Source organism: Kitasatospora sp. NPDC003701, from assembly GCF_053587085.1.
Map to the genome: position 1 here is coordinate 112,019 of NZ_JBSFNM010000003.1, position 21,680 is coordinate 133,698.

General features: G+C 72.8%; 23 protein-coding genes and 2 pseudogenes. 16 read left to right on the forward strand and 9 right to left on the reverse strand.

Translation table 11 applies throughout. From position 1 onward, the window contains the following. Window positions 1-5: 5 nt before the first annotated feature. Window positions 6-515 (reverse strand): annotated as a pseudogene (locus ACWDRR_RS04100) (DUF4188 domain-containing protein); the annotation flags it as partial. Between the two features lie 120 nt (window positions 516-635). Next, complete coding sequence (locus tag ACWDRR_RS04105) at window positions 636-1,238, reverse strand: TetR/AcrR family transcriptional regulator (protein ID WP_449770622.1); 603 nt, start codon at window positions 1,236-1,238, stop codon at window positions 636-638. Between the two features lie 324 nt (window positions 1,239-1,562). Between ACWDRR_RS04105 and ACWDRR_RS04110 the strand changes: the two are divergent. Next, window positions 1,563-2,776, forward strand: a pseudogene (locus tag ACWDRR_RS04110) (glycosyltransferase). Window positions 2,777-2,839: 63 nt separating this feature from the next. Here ACWDRR_RS04110 and ACWDRR_RS04115 read toward each other — a convergent pair. From ACWDRR_RS04115 to ACWDRR_RS04125, 3 genes are all read right to left on the reverse strand, one after another. Further along, window positions 2,840-3,826 carry an aldo/keto reductase gene (locus ACWDRR_RS04115; RefSeq protein ID WP_449770623.1) on the reverse strand — a complete coding sequence of 329 codons (987 nt, stop codon included), beginning with the start codon at window positions 3,824-3,826 and terminating at the stop codon, window positions 2,840-2,842. Window positions 3,827-3,919: 93 nt separating this feature from the next. After that, window positions 3,920-4,741 carry an ABC transporter permease gene (locus tag ACWDRR_RS04120; RefSeq protein ID WP_449770624.1) on the reverse strand — a complete coding sequence of 274 codons (822 nt, stop codon included), beginning with the start codon at window positions 4,739-4,741 and terminating at the stop codon, window positions 3,920-3,922. Beyond that, entirely contained in the window at window positions 4,741-5,811 is a 1,071-nt protein-coding gene (locus tag ACWDRR_RS04125) for an ATP-binding cassette domain-containing protein (RefSeq protein ID WP_449770625.1), read from the reverse strand. The genes ACWDRR_RS04120 and ACWDRR_RS04125 overlap by 1 nt, the downstream gene beginning before the upstream one ends. Window positions 5,812-5,991: 180 nt before the next feature. Here ACWDRR_RS04125 and ACWDRR_RS04130 point away from each other — a divergent pair, with 180 nt between their 5' ends. Continuing rightward, on the forward strand, window positions 5,992-6,699 hold the full coding sequence (locus ACWDRR_RS04130; RefSeq protein ID WP_449770626.1) for a TetR/AcrR family transcriptional regulator: 708 nt from the start codon (window positions 5,992-5,994) through the stop codon (window positions 6,697-6,699). Between the two features lie 48 nt (window positions 6,700-6,747). On the opposite strand, the gene ACWDRR_RS04135 is transcribed toward ACWDRR_RS04130, so the two are convergent. Beyond that, window positions 6,748-7,098 (reverse strand): hypothetical protein, encoded by a 351-nt coding sequence (locus ACWDRR_RS04135; protein WP_449770627.1) that lies wholly within the window; start codon window positions 7,096-7,098, stop codon window positions 6,748-6,750. Between the two features lie 374 nt (window positions 7,099-7,472). Between ACWDRR_RS04135 and ACWDRR_RS04140 the strand changes: the two genes are divergently transcribed. After that, a complete protein-coding gene (locus ACWDRR_RS04140) occupies window positions 7,473-7,991 on the forward strand; it encodes a hypothetical protein (protein ID WP_449770628.1) in 519 nt (172 codons plus the stop codon). 118 nt (window positions 7,992-8,109) lie between these two features. On the opposite strand, the gene ACWDRR_RS04145 is transcribed toward ACWDRR_RS04140, so the two are convergent. Further along, window positions 8,110-8,490, reverse strand: a complete 381-nt coding sequence (locus tag ACWDRR_RS04145) for a winged helix-turn-helix transcriptional regulator (protein ID WP_449770629.1) — start codon at window positions 8,488-8,490, stop codon at window positions 8,110-8,112. A 100-nt stretch (window positions 8,491-8,590) separates the two neighbouring features. Between ACWDRR_RS04145 and ACWDRR_RS04150 the strand changes: the two genes are divergently transcribed. From ACWDRR_RS04150 to ACWDRR_RS04170, 5 genes are all read left to right on the forward strand, one after another. Beyond that, window positions 8,591-8,998 carry a RidA family protein gene (locus ACWDRR_RS04150; RefSeq protein ID WP_449770630.1) on the forward strand — a complete coding sequence of 136 codons (408 nt, stop codon included), beginning with the start codon at window positions 8,591-8,593 and terminating at the stop codon, window positions 8,996-8,998. 91 nt (window positions 8,999-9,089) lie between these two features. Beyond that, window positions 9,090-11,015, forward strand: a complete 1,926-nt coding sequence (locus ACWDRR_RS04155) for an AAA family ATPase (protein WP_449770631.1) — start codon at window positions 9,090-9,092, stop codon at window positions 11,013-11,015. A gap of 128 nt (window positions 11,016-11,143) precedes the next feature. Next, window positions 11,144-12,319, forward strand: a complete 1,176-nt coding sequence (locus ACWDRR_RS04160) for a serine hydrolase domain-containing protein (protein WP_449770632.1) — start codon at window positions 11,144-11,146, stop codon at window positions 12,317-12,319. 131 nt (window positions 12,320-12,450) lie between these two features. Next, window positions 12,451-12,615 carry a hypothetical protein gene (locus tag ACWDRR_RS04165; protein ID WP_449770633.1) on the forward strand — a complete coding sequence of 55 codons (165 nt, stop codon included), beginning with the start codon at window positions 12,451-12,453 and terminating at the stop codon, window positions 12,613-12,615. A gap of 179 nt (window positions 12,616-12,794) precedes the next feature. Further along, complete coding sequence (locus ACWDRR_RS04170) at window positions 12,795-13,970, forward strand: serine hydrolase domain-containing protein (protein WP_449770634.1); 1,176 nt, start codon at window positions 12,795-12,797, stop codon at window positions 13,968-13,970. A gap of 34 nt (window positions 13,971-14,004) precedes the next feature. Here the strand turns inward: ACWDRR_RS04170 and ACWDRR_RS04175 are convergent, their stop codons facing one another. Further along, entirely contained in the window at window positions 14,005-14,832 is an 828-nt protein-coding gene (locus tag ACWDRR_RS04175) for an alpha/beta fold hydrolase (protein ID WP_449770800.1), read from the reverse strand. 77 nt (window positions 14,833-14,909) lie between these two features. Here ACWDRR_RS04175 and ACWDRR_RS04180 point away from each other — a divergent pair, with 77 nt between their 5' ends. Continuing rightward, window positions 14,910-15,545, forward strand: a complete 636-nt coding sequence (locus ACWDRR_RS04180) for a sigma-70 family RNA polymerase sigma factor (RefSeq protein ID WP_449770635.1) — start codon at window positions 14,910-14,912, stop codon at window positions 15,543-15,545. 63 nt (window positions 15,546-15,608) lie between these two features. Beyond that, on the forward strand, window positions 15,609-16,061 hold the full coding sequence (locus ACWDRR_RS04185; RefSeq protein ID WP_449770636.1) for a carboxymuconolactone decarboxylase family protein: 453 nt from the start codon (window positions 15,609-15,611) through the stop codon (window positions 16,059-16,061). A 55-nt stretch (window positions 16,062-16,116) separates the two neighbouring features. On the opposite strand, the gene ACWDRR_RS04190 is transcribed toward ACWDRR_RS04185, so the two are convergent. Continuing rightward, the gene (locus ACWDRR_RS04190) at window positions 16,117-16,926 is read right to left on the reverse strand and encodes an alpha/beta fold hydrolase (RefSeq protein ID WP_449770637.1); all 810 of its coding nucleotides are present in this window, start codon (window positions 16,924-16,926) and stop codon (window positions 16,117-16,119) included. A 551-nt stretch (window positions 16,927-17,477) separates the two neighbouring features. Here ACWDRR_RS04190 and ACWDRR_RS04195 point away from each other — a divergent pair. From ACWDRR_RS04195 to tgmC, 6 genes are all read left to right on the forward strand, one after another. Then, the gene (locus ACWDRR_RS04195; RefSeq protein WP_449770638.1) at window positions 17,478-17,681 is read left to right on the forward strand and encodes a hypothetical protein; all 204 of its coding nucleotides are present in this window, start codon (window positions 17,478-17,480) and stop codon (window positions 17,679-17,681) included. Beyond that, window positions 17,668-18,171 (forward strand): DUF6879 family protein, encoded by a 504-nt coding sequence (locus tag ACWDRR_RS04200; RefSeq protein WP_449770639.1) that lies wholly within the window; start codon window positions 17,668-17,670, stop codon window positions 18,169-18,171. Before ACWDRR_RS04195 ends, ACWDRR_RS04200 begins: the two co-directional genes overlap by 14 nt. Beyond that, window positions 18,168-19,046 (forward strand): helix-turn-helix domain-containing protein, encoded by an 879-nt coding sequence (locus tag ACWDRR_RS04205; RefSeq protein WP_449770640.1) that lies wholly within the window; start codon window positions 18,168-18,170, stop codon window positions 19,044-19,046. The genes ACWDRR_RS04200 and ACWDRR_RS04205 overlap by 4 nt, the downstream gene beginning before the upstream one ends. A gap of 219 nt (window positions 19,047-19,265) precedes the next feature. Next, entirely contained in the window at window positions 19,266-19,529 is a 264-nt protein-coding gene (gene tgmA, locus ACWDRR_RS04210; RefSeq protein WP_449770641.1) for a putative ATP-grasp-modified RiPP, read from the forward strand. Between the two features lie 10 nt (window positions 19,530-19,539). Next, window positions 19,540-20,493: an ATP-grasp ribosomal peptide maturase gene (tgmB, locus tag ACWDRR_RS04215; protein WP_449770642.1), complete on the forward strand. Its 954-nt coding sequence runs from the start codon at window positions 19,540-19,542 to the stop codon at window positions 20,491-20,493. Further along, a complete protein-coding gene (tgmC, locus tag ACWDRR_RS04220) occupies window positions 20,490-21,605 on the forward strand; it encodes an ATP-grasp peptide maturase system methyltransferase (protein WP_449770643.1) in 1,116 nt (371 codons plus the stop codon). Before tgmB ends, tgmC begins: the two co-directional genes overlap by 4 nt. Window positions 21,606-21,680 lie beyond the last annotated feature (75 nt).

A 21,680-nucleotide genomic window follows, 5' to 3' on the forward strand; every position in this document is an offset into this window, starting at 1 on the left:
GGCTCCGCCCCGCCCTCCGCACGGGAGCGGTAGGCGAGCCGGTCCGCCGCGCGCCGCCCCCGGCGCTCCACCGGCAGCGAGCCGTGGGCCCCCGCCAGCCCGAACGGCGGCATGTCGAAGTAGATCGCCTCGTACGAACCCTCCGGCACGATGTACGTCTCGTGCCAGAGCCCCACGTACTGGCGCAGCTTCCCGGCGCGTATCTTGCGGTTGGCGATCCCCCACACCTTGTGGTGGAAGGCGTCCGGAGCGGCCGCGTAGCCGTACAGCTTCTCCTTGGACTCCCAGTACTGGACGACGTAGTACGTCCGCGGTGAGGCCGTCAGCAGGATGCGCCCGCGCAGCCCCCGCTCCGGCTCCTTGGCCAGGTCGTGGAGCATCCGGAACATGGCCGCCATCACCGGCATCCAGTGGTGGACGGCCCAGAAGCGGTTGATGCGCATCCCGATCAGCAGCACCACGGTGTCCCCGGTGACGGCCGCGGTGGTGTATCCCGGAGTCGGTTTGGCGAACATATGTGCCTCCAGCTCTCTCCTCCACCCATGTAAGCGGTGATTACATCAGCGGCCGAGAGTCCGGTCAAGGCTCCACGCACCGTCAAATGTGCTGCCGTTCCCGCCGGTTGGCGCCGGTCGTCAGCTCCGGTTGCCGACTCCCTGACCGAAGGTGTCCACCACCTGCTCGGCCAGCTCCTCCGCCTTCTCCGCCGGCAGGTACCCGTCGACGATCATCTGCGCGAGCCCGTACACCAGTGCCTGCCCGGCCAGCCCCACCAGGGCCGGATCCCCGGGCCGCAGCCGGCCCGCCTCCTGGTCCGCGACGATGAATTCGAGCAGCGCCTCGTCGATCCCGGAGAGCCGCTGCCGCAGCTCGGGCTGCCGGGAGGCCGTGAACACCCGCGAGCGGACCAGCTCGAACCGGTGCGGGTGGCGGATCGCGTACCGGATGAACCCGAGCCCGAGCGCCTTCATCGCCGGGCCCTCGCTCCGCTCGATCTCGGCCAGCTGCCACCGCTCGAAGTCCGCCAGCACCTGGCCCGCCACCTCCGTCAGCAGCGCCTGCCGGTCGGGGAAGTGCCGGAACGGCGCCCCCGCCGACACCCCGGCCCGCCGCGCCACCTCCCGCATGGTGACCTTCGCCTGCCCCTCCTCGTCCAACAGCGCGAACGCCGCCGCGACCAGCGCCTCGGGCAGGGCCCCGTGGTGATAACTACTGCGCTCGGCAGGCCTCTCCGTCATGCCAGCTAGTGCTACCACAGCCCACCGGGGTGACCGGCGGGTACGCCGAAGGCGCGGGGCGGGCGACTCGCGTCGCCGACGGCGCGGGAGTCAGCACGAGAGACGGCGCGGGAGACGGCGCGCAACGCGTGGCGTGCAGACCGCCGTACGTGGCGCCACCGGTTCGCGCGAAGGCTGTCCGTCCGCAGCCGGCATGGGGCGAAGGAGCATGCAGCCTCCTTGCCATGATCAACATATAGCGCAAGGGGGGCCTTGCGGCAAGGCCCCTGCCATGCCGCAGAATCGCCGATCCGAGCACGAAGCCGCTGGCACGGGGAGTACTGCATGCGCGTGGTGTTGTCGACGTACGGGGCGCGCGGGAGCGTCGAGCCGATGGTGGGACTCGCGGTACGGCTAAGGGAGTTCGGCGCGCAGGTACGGGTGTGCGCGCCGCCGGACGAGGAGTTCGCGGAGCGGCTGGCCGGCGTCGGCATGGAGGTGGTGCCGACCGGCCGGCCGGTGCGCCCCCTGGTGACCACCGTGACGCCGGGGTCGGCGGAGGGTCTGGCGCGGCGTACGGCCGAGTTGATGGCCGCGCAGTTCGACACGGTCGCCGCGGTGGCCGAGGGTGTGACGCGGTGGTGGCGACCGGTCCGCTGCCGGCCACCTCCGGCGCGCGTTCGGTGGCCGAGAAGCTGGGCGTCCGCTACGTGCACGCGAGCCACCAGCCGGTCAGCCTGCCGTCGCCGCACCGCCGGCCGCCCGCGCGGCGGGGTCAGCCGTTGCCGGTGGACGCGACCGACAACCGGGCGCTGTGGGACGAGGACGCCCGGATCGCGGACACCATGTTCGGCGAGGAGCTCAACACCCAGCGGGCGTCGTTCGGCCTGCCGCCGGTGGCAGGCGTCCGTGACTTCGCCTTCACCGACCGGCCGTGGCTGGCCACCGACCCGGTGCTGTCCCCGTGGCAGCCGACGGGCCTCGGCGTGGTGCAGACCGGCGCGTGGGTCCTGCCGGACGAACGCCCGCTCCCCACCGACCTGGTGGAGTTCCTGGACGCCGGCACACCACCGGTGTACGTGGGCTTCGGCAGCACGCCCGTGGGCGCCCCGGAGGATGTCGCCCGGGCGGCCGTCGAGGCGGTCCGCGCGCAGGGCCGCCGCGTGGTCCTCGCCCGCGGCTGGGCCGGGCTGGCCCCGATCGACGACCTGGACGACTGCTTCGTCGTCGACGAGGTCAACCAGCAGGCGCTGTTCCACCGGTCGGCCGCCGTCGTGCACCACGGCAGTGCGGGCACCACGACGACCGCGACGCTGGCCGGCGTGCCCCAGGTGGTGGTGCCCCAGGGGGCGGACCAGCCGTACTGGGCCGGCCGGGTGGCCGACCTGGGCATCGGTGCGGCGCACGACGGTCCGACGCCGACCGCCGAGTCCCTTTCGGCCGCACTGCGGAGGGCTCTGACTCCCGGGACCCGGGCCCGGGCGACCGCCGTGGCCGGCGGCGTCCGCACCGACGGGGCGACGGTGGCCGCGAGGCTGCTGCTCGACGCGGTGCGCTGAGCACGCACCGCTGCGCCCAGGCCTCGACCCCGGTCCGGGCGCAGCGGTGCGACGGGCGTCGGGCTACCAGGCGTAGTCCTCCGGGGCGGGCTGGTGGCCGGGGAAGATCTCGTCCAGGCGGTCGAGGGTCTTCTGGTCGAGCTTGAGGTCCACGGCGGCGACGGCGGCGTCGAGGTGGGCGAGGGTGCGGGGGCCGACGATGGGGGCGGTCACGGCGGGGCGGCTGAGCAGCCAGGCGAGGGCGAGGTCGGCCGGGTCGGTGCCGAGTTCGGCGGCGAAGTCCTCGTAGGCCTGGATGCGGTCGAGGTTGGCTTCCAGGATCTCGCTCGCGTGGCCCATGACGCCGCGGACGGCGGCGCCCTCGCGCCGCTTGCGCAGGACGCCGCCGAGCAGGCCGCTGCGCAGCGGGGACCACGGCAGCAGGCCGAGGCCGTAGTGCTGGAGGGCGGGGATGACCTCCAGTTCGATCGTGCGGTCGATCAGGTTGTAGAGGGACTGCTCGCTGACCAGGCCGAGGAAGTGCCGGGAACGGGCGGCCTCCTGGGCCTGGGCGATGTGCCAGCCGGCGAAGTTGCTGGACCCGACGTAGATGATCTTGCCCTGGGTGACCAGGACCTCCATCGCCTGCCAGATCTCCTCCCAGGGCGTGTCCCGGTCGATGTGGTGCATCTGGTACAGGTCGATGTGATCGGTGTTCAGACGGCGCAGGCTGGCCTCGACGGCCCGGCGGACGGCGAGGGCGGAGAGCCGGCCCTCGTTGGGCCAGTCGCCCATCGGGGCGTACGCCTTGGTGGCGAGCACCGTCCGCTCGCGGCGGCCGCCGCCCTGGGCGAACCACCTGCCGATGATCTCCTCGGTGCGGCCCTTCAGATTGCCCTCGTCGTCACGGCCGTACGCGTTGGCGGTGTCGAAGAAGTTGATGCCCCGCTCGTGGGCGGTGTCCATGATCGTGTGGGCGTCGGACTCCGCGGTGTGCGGGCCGAAGTTCATGGTGCCCAGGCAGAGTCGGGAGACGGTCAGGCCGGTACGGCCAAGATGGGTGAACTCCATGGTGCCCACCCTCTGCCGCACCGGCCCCGGTGTCCAGCACATTCCACCCACCGGTCGGCGGGTCCGGCGGTCGGCCCGCCGGGAGCGCCGGCCTCACCGCCCGTGGGTGGCGAACTTCCGTACCGCGAGCGGTCCGCAGAGCGCCAGCAGGACCGCGCACCAGAGCAGGGTGGCGGGCACCGCGTGCTGCGTCGGCCAGGCCGGGCCCGGCTCGGACGGATTGCCGAACAGCTCGCGGCAGGCCTGCACGACGGCGCTGACCGGGTTCCAGTCGGCGATCGTCCGCAGCCAGCCGGGCATGCCGGCGGTGGGCACGTACGCGTTGGTCACCATCGCCAGCGGGAAGAGGAGGACGGCGAGTTGGCCGGCCGTCTCCTCCTTGCCCACGGCCAGCCCGACGAGCGTGCCGACCCAGGTCATCACGAAGCGGAACAGCAGCAGGAGCGCGAACGCCTCGGCGGCGTCGGCGAGTCCGCCCCTGATCCGCCAGCCGACCGCCAGGCCGACGACGGCCACCAGCGCCAGGACGACGGTGCTGACCAGGAGGTCCGCCAGGGTCTGGCCGAGCAGCAGGCCGGTGCGCGAGAGCGGCATCGACCGCAGCCGGTCGGTCACCCCGCGCCCGACGTCACGGGCTGCGCCGATCATGGTGGGTGTCATGCCGTTGACGGCGACCATCGCGAACAGGCCGGGCATCAGGAACTCGCGGTAGTTCCCGCCGCCGGGCACCCGCATGGCGCTGCCGAAGACGTATCCGAAGACCACCACCATCACCACCGGTACCGCCAGCGAGGCGGCCAGGATGCCGGGCGAGCGGCGGTAGGCGAGCAGCACGCGGAGCATCGCGGACCAGGTGTCGGAGAGCAGCCGGCCCGGCGCGGAGGGCACGGGAGGGGCGGCGTACCCGGCGGCCATCAGGCGACCCTCCCGAGCGCGTCGGCCTCGCCGCCGTCGGCACCGGTACCACCGGCAGACCCGACAGCACCACGGACACCGGCACCGGCGGCACCGGCGACACCACCGACACCGGTGGCACCGGTGAGCGCCAGGAACACGTCGTCCAGGGACGGCGGGCGCAGCGCGATGTCCCGGGCCACCACCCCCACCGCGTCCAACTCCCGCACCAGCCCGGGCAGCAGCACCTCCACGCCGGGCCGGGTGACCACGGTGACGGTCCGTTCGGCGTGGTCCGCCACCACGTCGCCGTTCCTCGCCAGGGCGGCCAGCACCACGGCGGCGGAGCCGAGCCGGCCGGCGTCGGCCGACTCGGCGAGCGTGACCGAGATCCGGGTGCCGATCGCCGCCTTGAGCCGCTGCGGTGGTCCGGTGGCGATCGCGGCGCCGTGGTCGACCACCACGATGTCGTCGGCCAGCCGGTCGGCCTCCTCCAGGTACTGGGTGGTGAGCAGGACGGTCGTGCCCGCGGCGGCCAGCTCCTTGACCGTGTCCCAGATCCCCTGCCGGCTGCGCGGGTCGAGACCGGTGGTCGGCTCGTCGAGGAAGAGCAGCGGCGGGCTGGTGACCAGGCTGGCGATCAGGTCGAGCCGGCGCCGCATGCCGCCGGAGTAGGTGCGGACCAGGCGGTCGCCGGCCTCGGCGAGGCCGTGGTGTTCGAGCAGTTCGTCCGCGCGGGCCCGGGCCGCCCGGGCGCCGAGGTGGTGCAGCCGCCCCAGCAGCCGCAGGTTGTCCCGGCCGGTGATGCCCTCGTCGACGGCGGCGTGCTGCCCGGCCAGGCCGATGCTGCGCCGCACGGCCTCGGCCTCGCGGACCACGTCGTACCCGGCGACCCGGGCGGTGCCGCGGTCGGGGGCGACCAGGGTGGCGAGGACCCGGACGGCGGTGGTCTTGCCGGCGCCGTTCGGGCCGAGCAGCCCGCAGACGGTGCCGGCCGGGACGGTGAGGTCGAGGCCGCGCAGGGCCTCGGTGGTGCCGAATCGCTTCGCCACGCCCGCCATCTCGACGGCGGGCCGGCTGGTGTCCGACATGGCTCTGCCCTTCTCTAGGTACAGCGTACGTAGAAGTGCTTGCGCACGCATCGTACTACGTACGCCGTACGTATCTAAGATGGGAACCGAGGTGATCTTCCAGTGCCAGTGCCACCCGGCAGGCCCCCCGCCGGCCCCCCGCCCGAGACCCCCCTGCCGACCGGGGGAGCTGACGCCCCCGTGGCTCCCGCGACCCCCGAGGCCCCGGAGCTGATCTGGCTGCGCCCCGAACGCACCGGCCGCGGCCCCAGGCCGGCCCACAGCCGCGCCTCGATCGCCGCCGCCGCGATCGCCATCGCGGACGCGGAGGGACTGGACGCGGTCTCCATGCGGCGCGTCGCGGCCGCGCTCGGCGCCGGGACGATGTCGCTCTACAACTACGTCCCGAAGAAGGAGCACCTGCTCGACCTGATGCTCGACGCGGCCGCCGCCGAGTACGAGTTCGCCGCCATCGCCCCCACCGGGGACTGCCGCGAGGACCTCCGCCGGCTCGCGCACCAGCAGCTCGCCGTCATGCGCCGGCACCCCTGGCTGCCCACCCTGGTGATCGCGCGCCCGGGCATCGGCCCGAACGCCCTGCGCTACACCGACCACTTCCTCGCCGTCACCGAGCCGAGCGGCCTGAACGGCGCCGCGCGGATGGAGGGCATGGCACTGCTCAACGGGTTCGTCTGCCAGTACGCGCAGTACGAGCGGACAGCCGCCTCGGGCGCCAAGTGGCAGGGTGAGCTGGTGGGTTACCTCACCCGTGCCGCGACGAGCGGCGCATACCCGCACCTGGCCACGGCGTTCGCGACGACCGGCCCGCCCACCGCCCCGGACGCCGCCTTCGACCGCTCACTGCACCGGGTGATCACGGCCATATTGACGCCGGTGGAACAGTTCTGACGGCAGGTCAGGACATCGGGGCGGTGACGGCGGCGGCCGGGCCGGGGGTCACAGCCACCGCTCGGCCGCCTCGACGCTGTCGCCGACACCGGAGTTGAACGCGATGGCGGCCCCGGGCGCATGCCGTCGGACCAGGTTCACGACCTGCTCGAAGAAGGTCAGCAGCGGCTCGGGCCTGCGCACCCCGCCGCCGATGACGACGACGTCCCAGTTCCGCTCGGACAGTGCCGCGACCACCGTGGCCACGGCCGATGCGTCCGGCGCGATCAGCGCCGTCGACGCCGTGATGCCGCGCTCGCCGAAGCGGGCCAACTCCTGCTCCAGGAGCGCGCGCACGGCATCCCCGTCCATACCGGGCACCGCGTGCGGGTCGAAGCCGAGGACGAGAACGGAAGCCATACCCTGCACGACGATCATCCGACCGGACCGGTTCCCATCGAGGGAGGCCCGCCCTCCCGGCGCCGGCCGTCGGCCCGACAGACACCGCCCGGAGACGTGTCCGACGGTGCCCGAAGACCCGGTGGCCGCAGGTCGGCGAACGGCCGCCGCATCGGGCCGAACGGGTGAATCCAGCTGGCCGGACGGGCGACTGCCGCCACCACCCGACCGGCTCGGCCCTCTTCGTTCGCGGGCGGCAATTCCCTTGCGGTGAAGGGCTCGTAGCCGCCCACGAGCCTCCGGCCGGTCCCGCGTGAACAGCTCGGACGATTCACCCGATGTGATCCACTTTCGCCGGATTCGGGCGATCGGCCCGACGTGTTGGAGGACGACTCATGCACCGTTTCATCCCGGCCAAGCGCACCCTCGCCCTCGTCGTGGCGGGCACCGCCGTCGCCACGGCCGCCGCACTGAGCGTGCCGGCCCTGGCGGACACCCGCGCCCCGGCCGGCAACCACCGCGCGGCCAGGGCGGCCTCGGTGCCGGACATCATCATCGGCGGGAGCTTCGCCACCCCCCTCGGCGGCGTCCCGCAGGAGCTCGGCAACGCCTTCGGCGGCCGTGCCGACATCAAGGCGAGCAGTGACGAGTCGGTCATCGGCACCGCGTACTCGATCTGCGCCAAGGACGAGGTCGGCGCCGAGCAGGACCAGGTGCTCTGCACCACCGTCCTCAAGTTCACCAACGAGAACCTGATCACGCTGTCCGCGGTCGTACCCGTCGCACACGAGGGGGTCAAGGCCAAGACGTTCGACGGCGTCGCCACCGGTGGCGGCTTCGCCTACGAGGGCGTCTCCGGTGTGGTCCACTTCGTCCCCCGCAGCGACGGCGCCTACGACGTGTCCTTCGCCTGAGCCGTCTGTCCCCGCGCCGCCCCGGCCCCCGTGCGGGCCGGGCGGCGCCGGAGAGCACGCCGCCACCGCCCGCGCCGCCCGACCGCCCGCCCAACCGCCCGACCGCCCGACCGCCCGCTCAGGTGTCGAAGCGGCTGCGCGAGGTCTCGATGTGGGCGAGGTTCCGGCGGGTCCAGTCGCACATCCGGTGGACCGTCTCCCGCAGCCCGGCGCCCGGCCCGGTGAGCGTGTACTCGACCCGCGGCGGCACCGTCGGGTACACGCGCCGCTCCACCAGGCCGTTGCGCTCCAGCATGCGCAGGTTCTGGGTGAGCATCTTGTGGCTGATGCCCTCGACCTCGTCGCGCAACTCGCTGAAACGCAGGGTGCGTTCACCCACCGCCTCGATGATCAGGAGCGCCCATTTGTTGGCGACGTCCGAGAAGATCTCCCGCGCCAGGGAGTCCGCGCGCCGCAGGTCCGCGTCTTCGGGCGAGCCGCTGTACTGCTTGGTCACCATGAGGTTCCCCAGTCACCGAAAAGTGCGTTCTTCCATGTCAGCGCACACTCTCCTACGGTTTCCCAGTAACCACAAGAGACCACGAGCGGAGACGGACAGCATGGCCATCACCCTGGTGAACCCCGACGGACTGCCGAAGATCGACGCCTACCGGCAGGTGTCGATCGCGACCGGCTCGAAGCTGGTCTTCCTGGCCGGGCAGGTCGCCTGGGACGCCGACGGGGTCACGGTCGGCGAGGGGGACTTCGTCGCCCAGGTCGAGCGCTGCTACCTCAACATCGGCACCGCCCTGGCCGAGGTCGGCGCCTCCTTCGAGGACGTGGCGAAGCTGACCGTCCACGTCGTCGACTGGACCCCGGACAAGCTGCCGCTGTTCCTGGCGGGAGTCGCCCGGGCGGCCGAGAAGCTCGGCGTCACCCCGGTCCCGCCGGGCACCCTGCTCGGCGTCGCGGCCCTGGACGTACCCGAGCACCTGGTCGAGATCGAAGCCGTCGCCGTCCTCGACTGAGCCGGTCCCCACGACGGCCCACCCCGATCCCGGGGCGCACCGGCCCGGCCGCTGCCATACTCGTGCCACCGGGGGCGAGGGGGGCACGGCCGTGGCCGAGGAGACGCACAACGAGTTCGGCGGGACGGCCTACGGCCCGGTGGTCCAGGCCGGCTCCGTGAGCGGTGGCATTCACTTCCACCAGCACGGCCCCGGTACCGACGGGGCTCCCCGCCGGATCGACTTCTCCGGGTACGCCGAGCAGAAGCGGCGGGACTTCACCGGCCGCCGCTGGCTGTTCGACGCCGTGCAGTCCTGGCGGTCGACGACCGACGAGCGGGCGCTGCTGATCACGGGCGCCCCCGGAACGGGCAAGTCCGCCTTCCTGGCCGAACTCGTGCACCGCTCGGCCTCGGACGGGCTCCTCGCGCACTACTTCTGCGCGGCCGAGGACCGTACGACGCTGGAGCCGGCCGCCTTCGTCGGCCACCTGGTGGCCGAACTGTCGCACGGCCTGCCGGAGTTCGCGCGGCTGGCCGCCGCACCCGGCACCGGCGCGTTGCTGCGGCGCGAGGAGATCGAGCGCGACCCGGGCCACGCGCTGGACCAGGGCGTCATCGCCGTCCTGCGGCAGCTCCCGGCGCCGTCGCGGGGCTCGCTCCGGCACGCCGTGATCGTCGTGGACGGCCTCGACGAGTCCCGGGCCGGTCGCGACCGGCGCGACACCGTGTCGGCACTGCTCGCCTCGCGGATCGAGCGCTTCCCCCCGTGGGTGCGGTTCGTCCTGGCCGCGCGCCCCACCCCGTCGATCCTCACCACCCTGGGCGGGGCCCGGGTCCTGCCGATCGCCGCCGAGCAGCCGCAGAACCTGCTCGACGTCAGCGATCTGATCGACCGTCACCTCGCCGCACCGGCCTGGCGCGAGCGCCTCGACGCGGCGGGCGTGTCGAGGAGCGACGCGCTGGAACGGATCGCCGCCGCGGCCGAGGGCAACTTCCTGTACGCCACCATGGCGCTGCAGGCGATCGACCTCGGCCGCTGCTCCCTCGCCGACCTCGGCGCACTGCCGCCCGGACTGGCCGGAATCTACGAACTGTTCCTCGCACGCCACTTCCCCACCGGGGCCGGCTACGCCGCGATCCGTCCGCTGCTCGAAGCCGTCGCCGCCGCCCGGGAGCCGCTCCCGGGCGGCGTCGTCGCCGCCGTCTGCGGGCTGGAGCGGGCGTACGAGCTGCCCGCCGCACTCACCGCTCTCGCGACCCTGATGCCCGAACGGAACGGCCGCTACAGCTTCTTCCACCACTCGCTGGAGGAGTGGCTCACCGACCCCGGCCACCCCTACCGCGTCGATCTGCCGAGCGGCCACCGGCGGCTCTCCGCCGGCTTCCTGGACCACCTGGCCGCCCCGGTCCCCCGGTTGGCGCTCACCACCCCCGCCGAACCCGTCGCCCGCTACTGGGCCCGGCACGGCCTCGACCACCTGGCCCTGGGCGGCGACCGCGTCCCGGCCGACGTCTCCCCCGGAGCCTTCGCCCCCGTCGCCGTCTCCGCCCAGGACCACGTCTGGGCCCTGGGCGACTGGACCGCGAACGGCCTGCCGCCGCGGATGCGCCGCTACGTCGAGAGCCTGCTCCACCCGGACGGGTTCGAGGACCTCCGGACCCTGCTGACGGTCCTGAAGCGGGTGGTGATGGCCTTCTACGCGCAGACCGGACTGGTCCGGGAGAGGGTCGAGGACGACGGGCACCTCGTGTACGAGATCCTGCACGGGGCCGACGACGGCCACACGGTGCTCACCGCCCTCAAGGTCACCGGCTTCGCGGGGGCCGTCTTCCGGGCCGCCCGGGAGTGCCCGGACACGGCGCTCGACGCCGACCGGCTCACCGCGCTCGTCGACCAACTGCGCACGGTGCGCTACCTGGCCGGCGGCTTCGAGTACGCGGGCTGGGCCGCGGATCTCCCCGGGGGCCTGGGCTCGCTCGCCCACGCCGGCGGCGCGCTCAACCGCGAGCTCCACCGGCTGACGGACGGCCTCTGAGTCGACCGCCCCCGGCGCCGACCCCGTGGTAAATCGCTCGTGCCCGGATCGCCCCCGCCGTACCGTTGGCCGGTCGACGATCTTGGCCGACGCCACCGGCGCGGCCGCACAACGGAGGAGCGGGACCGATGCAGCAGTACCAGGGGTGGGCCGACGAGCGGTTCGGGGCGGTCGCCGACGCGTTCGCCCGCAACTACGCAGACTTCCCCGAACTCGGCTCCGCCGTCACGGTGTTCGCCGACGGCCGGAAGGTGGTCGAGCTGTGGGGCGGCGTCGCGGACGAGCGCACCGGGCGCCCGTGGGAGGCCGACACCGTCGTCCCGGTCTTCTCCTGCGCCAAGGGCCTCGTCGCGATCTCCGTCCACCTGCTCGCCCAGCGGGGCCTGCTCGACCTCGACGCCCCGGTGAGCCGCTACTGGCCCGAGTTCGCCCGACGGGGCCCGCAGCAGGACGACAAGGAGGCGATCACCTGCCGCATGGTGCTCGGCCACCGGGCCGGCCTCCCGGCCCTGGACGCCGTGCTCTCCTTCGAGGAGATCGCGGCCTGGGCGCCCGTCGTCCGCGCCGTCGAGGAGCAGCGGCCGCTCTGGGAGCCCGGCACGACGCACGAGTACCACGGCCACGTCTTCGGCTTCCTGCTCGGCGAGGTGGTCCGCCGGATCACCGGCCTCACCCCGGGCGCCTTCTTCCGCCGGGAGATCGGCGACCCGCTCGGCCTGTCCGCCTGGATCGGCCTGCCCGAGGCCGAACACGGCCGGCTGGCACGGCTGGCGGAGGCCGGGGGCCGCCGCCCGATGCCCGGCCCCGAGCACCTGCTGACCCGCATCGTGACGATGAACGGCGCGCTCGTCTTCCCCGGTCTGGACGAGCCGCACGGGTGGAACGACCCGGCGCTGCACGCCGTCGAGCTGCCGGGGGCGGGCGCCGTCGCCTCCGCGACCGGTCTGGCCGGCCTGTACGCGGCCGCCGTCACCGGTGTCGGGACCGGCCCGGGCGCGCGGACGGAGCGACTGCTCTCACCGGCGACCGTCACCGACGCCGTCCGCGAACTCTCCTCCGGCGCCGGCTTCCTGGGCTTCGACCTGGGCGCCCGCTGGGGCTCGGGCGTCCTGCTCCCCTCGCCGTCGTTCCGGCCGATGCTCGGCGCCCGCAGCTTCGGCAACGACGGCGCCGGCGGCCAGTTCGCCTTCGGCGACGACGAGTTCGGCATCGGCTTCGCCTACACGGCGAACCGCATGATCGGCCACGGCGACGCCCGGGCCGACCGCCTGGTCGAGGCCGTCCGCGCGAGCCTCGGGGGCTGACCCCGGCACCGGTCCGCGCGGGCCCCGGCGCATTCGGGGCTCGCGCGGCTGCTCCCGCACGCCCCCTTTCGGTCTGACGCGTCCATGACTAGTGTCCCGGGCATACAGCGCCGAACCGTTGGGAGCCCATCATGCGAAGAAGAAGACCGAGCCCCACCCGCACCGGCCGCCCCACCCGCACCGACCGCCCCGCCGGCACCTCGGCCGGCACCGGCACCCCCGTCGACACCGGCAGCCCCGGCGGCACCGGCAGCCCCGCCCGCACCCCGGTCGGCTCCGACACCCCCGCGGCCTGACGCCGTCACCCTTCCCCGGGCTTTCGTCCGCACCCCCGGTTCCCGATCGGGCGGGCCCACCGGGGGGTTAGCCCCACCCGCTCCCGGGCGGGTAGCAGGATCGTCCCGCATGATCACTCCCGGACATGCTGGGACCGGCACACACCGCTGGTTTCCCGACGATCCCCAGGAGTTGGCCCGTGCGTGAGCAGGCAGCGCAGAAGTTCCGTTCTTCCGACCGGCGGCAGGGCGGCGGTCGGCGCAGGGTCGCGCAGGCCGCGGCCGCGGTGGCCGTGGGCGTCCTGACGGCGGGCCTCCTGGCGACGCCCGCGGCGTCCGCCGCCCCCGGGCCGGACAGCGTCCAGCGGGGCCTGACCGCACTGCTGCAGTCGGACGGCGCACCCGGCGCCCTGGCGAGCGTCAAGGACCGGCACGGCCGCTCCCGCACCTACACCGCGGGGGTCGGCGACCTGGCCACCGGCTCCCGGGTGCCCGACGACGGGCAGGTCCGGATCGGCAGCAACACCAAGGCGTTCACGGCCACGGTCGTGCTGCAGCTGGTCGCCGAGCGGAGGATCGACCTCGACGCCACGGTCGACGACTACCTGCCGGGCCTCGTCCGGGGCGAGGGGATCGACGGGCGCCGCATCTTCGTCCGCCAGCTCCTCCAGCACACCAGCGGGCTGCCCAACTACAGCAACTACCTCGACGACGACGTCCGGTACTACGACCCGCAGGAGCTGGTCGGCATCGCCCTCCGGCACCGGGCCGAGTTCGAGCCGGGGAAGGGCTGGGCGTACAGCAACACGAACTACGTGCTGGCCGGCCTGATCGTCCAGAAGGTCACGAGCCGGCCGCTCGCCACCGAGATCGACCGGCGCATCATCAAGCCGCTCGGGCTGCGGCACACCTACTTCCCCGCTCCCCGCGACGCGACCGTCCGGGAGCCCCACCCCCACGGCTACTACCGCGACGCGGCCGGCTCGCTGGTCGACATCACGGAACTGGACCCGTCCTGGGGCTGGGCGGCGGGTCAGCTGATCTCCACCGGCTCCGACCTCAACCGGTTCTACAGCGCGCTCCTCACGCCCGGCCGCCTCCTCCCGGCGGCCCAGCTCGCCCAGATGCGCACCACCGTCCCCGCCGAGAAGACCTTCGGCCCCGGCGCCGGTTACGGGCTGGGACTGGTGAGCATGCCGCTGCCGTGCGGTCCCGGCGTCTACTGGGGCCACGGCGGCAGCTTCCCCGGGTTCGAGACCCGGGGCGGCGCCACCGACGACGGGCGCGCCGCCAATGTCGCGGTGACCGTCCAGCTGTCCGACGAGGCGTCGCGGGCGCGCGTCGACGACGTCGTGCGCACGGCCCTGTGCCGCTGAGCCGGGCCCCGGCGCGGCCCGGCGCCGCCGTCGGTCACCCCAGGAACCCGGCCGCGGCGGCGACGAACCGGTCGGCGTCGTCGAGCCAGGGGTAGTGGCCCGCCCCCGGCTGCACGACGAGCTCGGCACCGGGGAACAGCCCGGCGAACTCGGCCACCGAGCTCGGCGGGCTGTTCAGGTCGAACTCCCCGGTGAGCAGCAGGACGGGCGACGCGAGGGCGGCGAGCGCCGCCCGGGTCACGGCCGGCTCGAAGGCGCCCTCGGCGCCGAACAGCGCGACGGCCTCCCGGTTGTCCGGCCGGCTCGCCGCCTGGTGCTCCTGCGCCGCCGCGTCCCACCGGCCGTGGAAGAACGGGTCGACGGCCTCCCAGTCGGTGCCGGTGCCCGCGGTGATCGCCTCCAGCGCGGCGAACGCGGCCGGGAACCACGGCTCGCCACTGCGCAGTCGGGCGAGTTCGCGCCGCGTCCGCGCACTGGTCTCGATACCGACGGCGCGGGTGCCGGGGCCGACCAGGAGCAGCCTGCCGACGCGCTCCGGGTGGCGGGCGGCGTACTGCGTCGCGATGTTCGCGCCGGCGGAGTGGCCGAGCAGGTCCGTGCGGTCGAGCCCGAGGTGGCGGCGCAGGGCCTCGACGTCCTCGACCAGGCGGTCGCAGCGGTAGGAGGCCCGGTCCTCCGGGAGGGCGGACCGGCCGGTGCCGCGCAGGTCCAGGACGATCAGCCGGCGGTGGGCGGACAGGCCGCCGAGGTCGCCGAGGTAGCGGGAGTCCGCCGGGCCGCCGGGGACGCAGAGGAGCGGCTCGCCGTCCCCGTGGACGCGGTAGGCGAGCAGGGTGCCGTCAGGTGCGGTGAAAGTGGGCATGGCGAGGATGATGGCACTCATAACCGAGTTATACAACCTGGTTATAGTCAGCGGCTCCCAGGGTGTATAACCGAGTCATGGCAGGCGACGAGAGCACCCACCCGACCTACGAGACGCTGACCGAGGAGCAGGCCGAGCGGATCATCGCCGGCATGAACGAGGTCATCCGCGCCGGCGAGGAGATGCGGCAGCTCCGCACCGAGATGGTCCAGGTGCTCGCCGGCCTCGGCTGGAGCCAGAGCAGGATCGCCCGGCTCACCGAACTGAGCCAGCCCGCCGTCTCCAAGCAGATGGCGAAGCACGGGGGCGGCGACCCGCAGCTCCCGCTGGACGTCTCGCTCGACCAGCGCGATCCGGCCTGGCTCGAAGGCCGCCTGTGGGGCCTGGCCGAGGAGGTCTCCGAGGCCCTGGACGGCGCCGCCCACTGCACCCGGCACGTCGCCGCCCTCGCCCGGGGGCGCAAGCGGTTCACCCCCCAGGGCGTCGACGAGCTGCGGCGCCTGCTCGAAGCGGACCTGCGGGTGCACCGGGCGCGGCTGCCCGGCAGCCACCGGGAGGCCTACGACGCGATCAGCCGGGCCCTCGACGTCCCGGCGAAGGCCGCCGCCCCCGCCGGGGCCACCGCTTCGGCCCCGGTCCGCCGCACGCTCGCCCACCAGGTCCAGCGCGACCGGCTCCGGGAGGCCGACGCCGAGGCGCCCACCCGGAATTGACCCACCGAACCCGGCCCGGAATGCACCAACGGGCGGGCCGCATCCGCTCCTAGGCTCGTTCGCATGACACCGGTTCAGATCCCCCAGCGCATGAACCTGGCCGCCGCCGCCCCCAAGGTGTTCAAGGCCGTCCTGGCCCTGGACGCCGCCGCCCGGGCCGGTCTCGACCCCGTCCTGGTCGAGCTCGTGCAGATCCGCGCCTCGCAGATCAACCACTGCGCCTACTGCATCGACTACCACATCGGGGACGCCCGCAAGGCGGGCGAGAGCGAGGAGCGCATCCACCAACTGGGCGCCTGGACGGAGTCCAGCCTCTACACGGCCGAGGAGCGCGCGGCCCTCGCCCTCACCGAGGCCGTCACCCTGCTGCCGCAGGGCGTCTCCGACGCGGTCTACGACGAGGCGGCCGCGCACTTCGGCGAGAAGGAGCTGGCCCAGCTGATCGCGCTGATCTTCACCGTCAACGCGTGGAACCGGATGAACGTCGCCACCCGCAAGACCCCGGGCACGGCGTAGGCGCGCATCGCGGTGCGCGTGTGCCCCGCAGGGCGTGCGGTCGCCGTCGCGCGCCTCACCCCAGGATGCGCGGCAGGGTGACCCGCACCCACTCCTCCGGCTGCGACAGATGCGGAGCGTGACCGGCACCCGCGTACAGGTGCCGTTCCGCCTTCGGCAGCGCGAGATCGATCATGTCCAGCACCTCGCCGTACATCGGCGCACCGTCGTCGCTCTGCGTGAGCAGCGCCGGCTCGGCATAGCGGGCGAGCGCCGTCAGGTCGAGGTCCAGCGCGTCCGGGTCCCGCAGCTCGTCCAGGTACGTCGGCGCGTTGCGGATGAAGGTGTGCCGGATCGGCGCGGGCAGCTGCGCCCACGCCCCCGGGGCGAAGGCGAGCGTCTCCACGAAGAGCTCCGCCGCGGCCGCCGACTCCGCCTGTTCCAGCAGCTCCCGCACGGCGGCGATCCGGTCGGCGAAGGCCGTGGCGAGGGGCCGCAGGTCGGGGTCGGCCAGCAGCATCGACGTCCCCGGCGGCTCGTGCACCGCGAGACCGCGCAGCAGGTCCGGGCGGGCGGCGGCGAGGCGCAGCGCGACCAGCGAACCGTAGGAGTCCCCGCAGACGAAGGCGGGGCCGAGGGCGAGCCCCTGGATCAGTCCGGCCAGGTCGGCCGCGTCCTCGTAGACCGAGCCCTGGGTGAGCAGGTCGTCGCTGCGGCTGTGCCCGCGCCGGTCGTAGGTGACCACGGCGGCCTGCTCGGCCAGTCCGGGCACCACCCGCGCCCAGCTGTCGGCGTCGCTCCAGGACCCGTGGACCAGCACCACGCTCGGCCCGGACCCCCGGGCCTCGTAGTACAGCGACACCCCGTTCACCTGTATCTCGGCCATCGCGAGACTCCCGACCTCGGTCGTGCTCCCGCCCCTCCCCACCAGCCTGACACACCCGATCGGCCCCCGGTCGGATCAGCGGACCGAACACTCCCCGCTCCCGGCGCCCCGGCCAGGAGGCGGTGACGGAGGGCTGCGCCCGGCCCTCCCCGGACTCGTCGCACGGCAGCACCGCGGTCGGCGCGCACCCGCCCTCGCCGGGGTCGATCCGCAGCCGGAGGACGCGCAGCGGGCGACGGAGGGTGACGAAGAGCCGGAGGCCGACGGTGCGGGGGTGGTGCTCCTCGTCGCTCGGGCGACTCCGACGGCAACTGTGTGATCATCGCCCGCTTCCCCGACGTCACCGCCTGAGCGGCAGGCTCCGTCTTCGAGCTCAGCCGGCGACCCTTCCCGGCCCGGATCCGGCGCCCCCGCTCGGATTGCCGAGCGGGGGCGCCTGGTTGATCCACCGGTCGCTTTCCCGTTCTGGAAAGATCTGCTTCTTGACCGCCTGCCGGCGGCCCCGGGAGCATCGAACGAGACAGGAACACCACTGGCGACTGGGAGGCGCGATGTTGCGCTGGCTGTCCGGAGACGGGTCCTGCAAGAACGGGACGTGCCCGACACTGTGGGGCGCCGAGGACGGGAGCTACGTGGTTCAGGGCTACGTGATCACTGACCCCGACCGGCTGGCAGAGCTGACGCTGGCCGCCGATGAGACGGCTGTGATGGTCCCCGCCGATGTACTGGAAGGCTACTTCCGTGCTCACGGGTGACGACTTCGGCCGACTGTTCGAGACCTTCGAGCGGACGGCATTCCGGCTTGAAACGCTCGCGGTGTACGACGTGGAGGACGAGCGCGCAGAGTTCGCCGACTTCCTCGCCGGCAAACCGCTGCCGCCGGAGAGCGCGGACAACCCGTGGGTCCGTTCCATGACGGATCTCGGCAAGCAGGTTGGCCGCGTACACGTGCTCAGCTCTCCGCTCTCCGACTACCTCCGCTACGAGCTGGCCTGGTATCCCGGAAATGTTGCCGCCGGAGAGTCGATCGGGATCATCGACACGGCTCGGCAGCACGTGAGCGGGCTGCCCGACCACGACTTCTGGCTGTACGACGACGCCAGGGTCTACCGGATGCACTACACCGAGGCCGGACAGTTCGTCGGTGCCGAGCAACTTCCGAACGACCGGCTCGACGAGTATCGCCGGTACCGGGACATCGCCCTGACGCACGCCGTACCGTTCTCGGAGTACCAGCCGGTTTGAGCAAGGATTCGGGCAAGGACCGGCACAACGACTTGGGCAGAGCCCTGCGGGCGCTTCGGATTGCCTCGGACAGAACCGCCGAGACCGTCGCCCGCAGGGCTTCCATGTCTGCCGGCAAGCTGTCGAAGATCGAGAACGGCCGTGTTCTGCCGACCGTCAAGGACGTGGAGCTGATCCTCGGGGCCCTCGGTGTGTCCGAGGCCGCCAAGGCCGAGTTCCTGGAGCAGGCACGCGCGGCGGCCACCGAGGCTACGGCGTGGCGCGAGCTGCGTCGCATGGGCCACTGGAAGCACCAGCAGGCCATCAGGGCCATCGAAGCCCGGACCGGCATGCTCAGGCTGTTTCAGGGCCAGTTGATCCCCGGACTGCTCCAGAGCGCCGAGTACGTCTCTGCCGTCTTCGCGATGAATCCCGAGATGTCGGAGGAATCGAAGGCGAGAACTATTGCTGCCCGCCTTGAACGACAAGTCGCACTCTACGATCCCACCAGGTCATTCCACTTCATCATTTGCGAGCACGTGCTGCGCTGGCGCATCGGGCCACCAGCACTGATGGCCACCCAGATTGATCGTCTTGTTTCTCTTTCCAGGCTGCCCAACGTGACCATCGGGATAATTCCTCTCGGCCCGCAGATGCCCGACTTCCCGATGACCTGTTTCAGCGCACATGATGACCGCCTGGTGATCGTGGAAACCTTCCACTCGGAGGTGACTACCCGAGATCCGAGGGATGTCAGGCTGTACCTCTCGACTTTCGCTGCGTTCGATTCGGTGGCTCTTTATGGTGACGAGATGCGGCGCCTGGCGGAGAGCATCCGAGATGGATTCTTTCGGGAACGGGAAACCGGCTGGCCCCGATCGCCCGTCGACTCGTAACTTGGCCTTCCGCCCGAGAAACCGGCACTGCACCACCACTGACACCTTCCTGAGCAATCCGATGATCATTGATCTGGTGTCGGAAACCTGAGGTCCGGGATCGTGGGCCACCGCGCGGCGGCGCGCGGTGGCCCGACCGACGGCGGGGCTGATCCATCAAGAAGATCGTTGCCAAGCTGGGGCGGATCATCCGCGCAACACCTGGACGTAGGAGAAACGTTGAGCACTACTGGCGAACTCGTCCCCGTCGCCCCGTGGGGCATGGGGCGCATGGCACCGCTGCGCAACGGTGAGCCGTCGCGGTGGCAGTACGCGGGGCTGGACCCCGCTACGCAGACCGGTCTGTGGTTCGGCGAGGGCGGCGCCACGAGCCCCGCCGAGCTGGGCAAGCACGGCACGTCGGTGGGCACCTACCCGCCCACGCAGGTGGGCAAGGACGGCAAGGTTGACGGCGACTCCGGCCACGACGCGACGCAGGACTAGGGGCAACACCGTGGACGGACGCCCGGTGCTGGTCTCCACCGAAGCCGAGGACCCGACCGCCGATCTGGTCGTAGCGGAGTTGAACCGGCGCGGGGTACCCGTCCTCCGGTTCGACCCCGGACGCGACTTCCCGAGCCGCGCAACGCTGGCCGCATCGACCGCGGCCGGCAGCTGGTCGGGGAGCCTCACGATCGGCAGGCGGACTGCCGATCTCTCCGGCGTCCGTGCGTTCTACCATCGCCGGCCGAACCCGTACACGCCGGAGACCGACCACCAGGCCGACCGGTTCGCCGCGCAGGAGAACCGTCGGGGGCTCAACGGTGTGCTCGGCGCGCTTCCGGGCTGTCTCTACCTCAGCCACCCGCAGGCCGTCGCCCGTGCCGAGTACAAGCCCGCACAACTCGCCGTGGCGTCCCGGCTCGGCCTGCGCGTCCCGGCAACGCTGATCACCAACGACCCGGCCGAGGCGCGGCTGTTCGCCGCTGCGCAACCCACGATCTACAAGCCCCTGCACGCCGGTTCCTACCACGTGGACGGCTCGCCCGCCGGCATCTGGGCGGCGCCGGTCGAGCCTGGCGAGATCACCGACGGCGTGAGGACCTGCGCCCATCTCTTCCAGGCGCAGGTGCCGAAGTCCGGCGACGTGCGCGCCGTGGTGGTCGGGGAGCGGGTGCTCTGTGCGCTGATCACTGCCCCTCCCGGGGTGCTCGACTGGCGCAGCGAGTACCGGGACCTGACGTACGAACCCGTGGACTGCCCCGAGCCGGTCCGGGTCGCGCTGCTGCGGTTCCTCGGTGAGTTCGGGCTGCGCTTCGGGGCGTTCGACTTCGCCGTGACCCCCGAGGGTGACTGGTGGTTCCTGGAGTGCAACCCGAACGGTCAATGGGCGTGGCTGGAGCACGCGGCGGGCCTTCCGATCACGTCCGCCATCGCCGGTCTTCTGGAGAACGGAGTAACCGGGTGAACGACTCCGAGGGACTGCGGGCGGTATTGGCCGCACGGCTCAAGGAAGCGGGGGTGATCCGAACCGCCGAGTGGGAAGCGGCGGTTCTGGCTGTCCCGCGTGAGGCGTTCCTGCGGAACGGCTGGTTCGAGTACGACGGCGACGGGTGGTACCGGCCCGTGTCGCTCGAGAAGTCACCCGAGCTGATCGACCGCGTGTACGAGGACGACACGTTGGTGACGCAACTCGCGGGCTGTGTGGTGCCCCGACAGGTCGAGGGCCGGTTGGCGCAGGTGCCCACCTCGTCTTCGACGCTGCCCGGTCTGGTGGTCCGGATGCTCGAAGACCTGCGGGTGCAGCCCGGCATGTCCGTGTTGGAGATCGGCACCGGCACCGGCTACTCGACTGCGTTGCTGACGCACGTCCTCGGTGATGACCGGGTGACATCGATCGAGGTGGACGCGGACGTGTCGGCTCGGGCGTCCGTGGCGCTGGGAGGGCTCGGCCACTGGCCCGGGCTGGTGACCGGTGACGGGCTCGCCGGTCACGCCGAGGGGGCGCCGTACGACCGGATCATCGCCACGTGCGGGGTCCGGACCGTTCCGGCCGAGTGGATCGCGCAGACCCGGCCGGGCGGCGAGATCCTGGTGACCGTGGGCGGTTGGATGAACGCTTCCGAGCTGGTGCGGCTCACGGTGGCCGAGGACGGCACGGCAGCCGGTCCGGTGCTCGGCGGCGGTGTGTCGTTCATGCTCGCCCGCCCGCACATGCCCCCGCCACTCGGCATGCTGCCCGCGCTCGACCAGGGCGAGGCCCGTCCGACGGGCATCGGCGCTGACGTGCTGGACCAGTGGGAGGCCCGGTTCGTGGCCCAGTTCGCGGCGCCCACCGCCCAGTACTTCGCCATCTCCAGGAACGAACGCACCGAACACGTGTTGGTGGACGTGGACGGCGGGTCATGGGCGGTGCTGTTCGAGGACGGGGGCCGGTGGCTGGTCCGGCAGGGCGGGCCGGTCCGGCTCTGGGACTCCGTGGCCGAGCTGATCACCCGATGGCGCGTCGCGGGTGAGCCCACGGGCGAGCGGCTGCGGATGGTCGTCAGCGCCGAGGGCCGGCGGATCGAATGGGGCTGAGCCCGCGACATCCGGGCGGGTCGTGCTGCGCCGAGCGCCGTCGTCGTCCGCGGACCGGCGCGCGAGATCCTGGAG

Bases quoted from the DNA above. Each gene is read 5' to 3' on its own strand.
- ACWDRR_RS04160 (WP_449770632.1), top strand. From the start codon at position 11,144: ATGCAGCAGTACCAGGGGTGGGCCGACGAGCGGTTCGGGGCGGTCGCC.
- ACWDRR_RS04175 (WP_449770800.1), bottom strand. From the start codon at position 14,832: ATGCCCACTTTCACCGCACCTGACGGCACCCTGCTCGCCTACCGCGTC.
- ACWDRR_RS04165 (WP_449770633.1), top strand. From the start codon at position 12,451: ATGCGAAGAAGAAGACCGAGCCCCACCCGCACCGGCCGCCCCACCCGC.
- ACWDRR_RS04120 (WP_449770624.1), bottom strand. From the start codon at position 4,741: ATGGCCGCCGGGTACGCCGCCCCTCCCGTGCCCTCCGCGCCGGGCCGG.
- ACWDRR_RS04135 (WP_449770627.1), bottom strand. From the start codon at position 7,098: ATGGCTTCCGTTCTCGTCCTCGGCTTCGACCCGCACGCGGTGCCCGGT.
- ACWDRR_RS04125 (WP_449770625.1), bottom strand. From the start codon at position 5,811: ATGTCGGACACCAGCCGGCCCGCCGTCGAGATGGCGGGCGTGGCGAAG.
- ACWDRR_RS04145 (WP_449770629.1), bottom strand. From the start codon at position 8,490: ATGGTGACCAAGCAGTACAGCGGCTCGCCCGAAGACGCGGACCTGCGG.
- ACWDRR_RS04150 (WP_449770630.1), top strand. From the start codon at position 8,591: ATGGCCATCACCCTGGTGAACCCCGACGGACTGCCGAAGATCGACGCC.
- ACWDRR_RS04140 (WP_449770628.1), top strand. From the start codon at position 7,473: ATGCACCGTTTCATCCCGGCCAAGCGCACCCTCGCCCTCGTCGTGGCG.
- ACWDRR_RS04180 (WP_449770635.1), top strand. From the start codon at position 14,910: ATGGCAGGCGACGAGAGCACCCACCCGACCTACGAGACGCTGACCGAG.
- ACWDRR_RS04105 (WP_449770622.1), bottom strand. From the start codon at position 1,238: ATGACGGAGAGGCCTGCCGAGCGCAGTAGTTATCACCACGGGGCCCTG.
- ACWDRR_RS04115 (WP_449770623.1), bottom strand. From the start codon at position 3,826: ATGGAGTTCACCCATCTTGGCCGTACCGGCCTGACCGTCTCCCGACTC.
- ACWDRR_RS04185 (WP_449770636.1), top strand. From the start codon at position 15,609: ATGACACCGGTTCAGATCCCCCAGCGCATGAACCTGGCCGCCGCCGCC.
- ACWDRR_RS04190 (WP_449770637.1), bottom strand. From the start codon at position 16,926: ATGGCCGAGATACAGGTGAACGGGGTGTCGCTGTACTACGAGGCCCGG.
- ACWDRR_RS04195 (WP_449770638.1), top strand. From the start codon at position 17,478: ATGTTGCGCTGGCTGTCCGGAGACGGGTCCTGCAAGAACGGGACGTGC.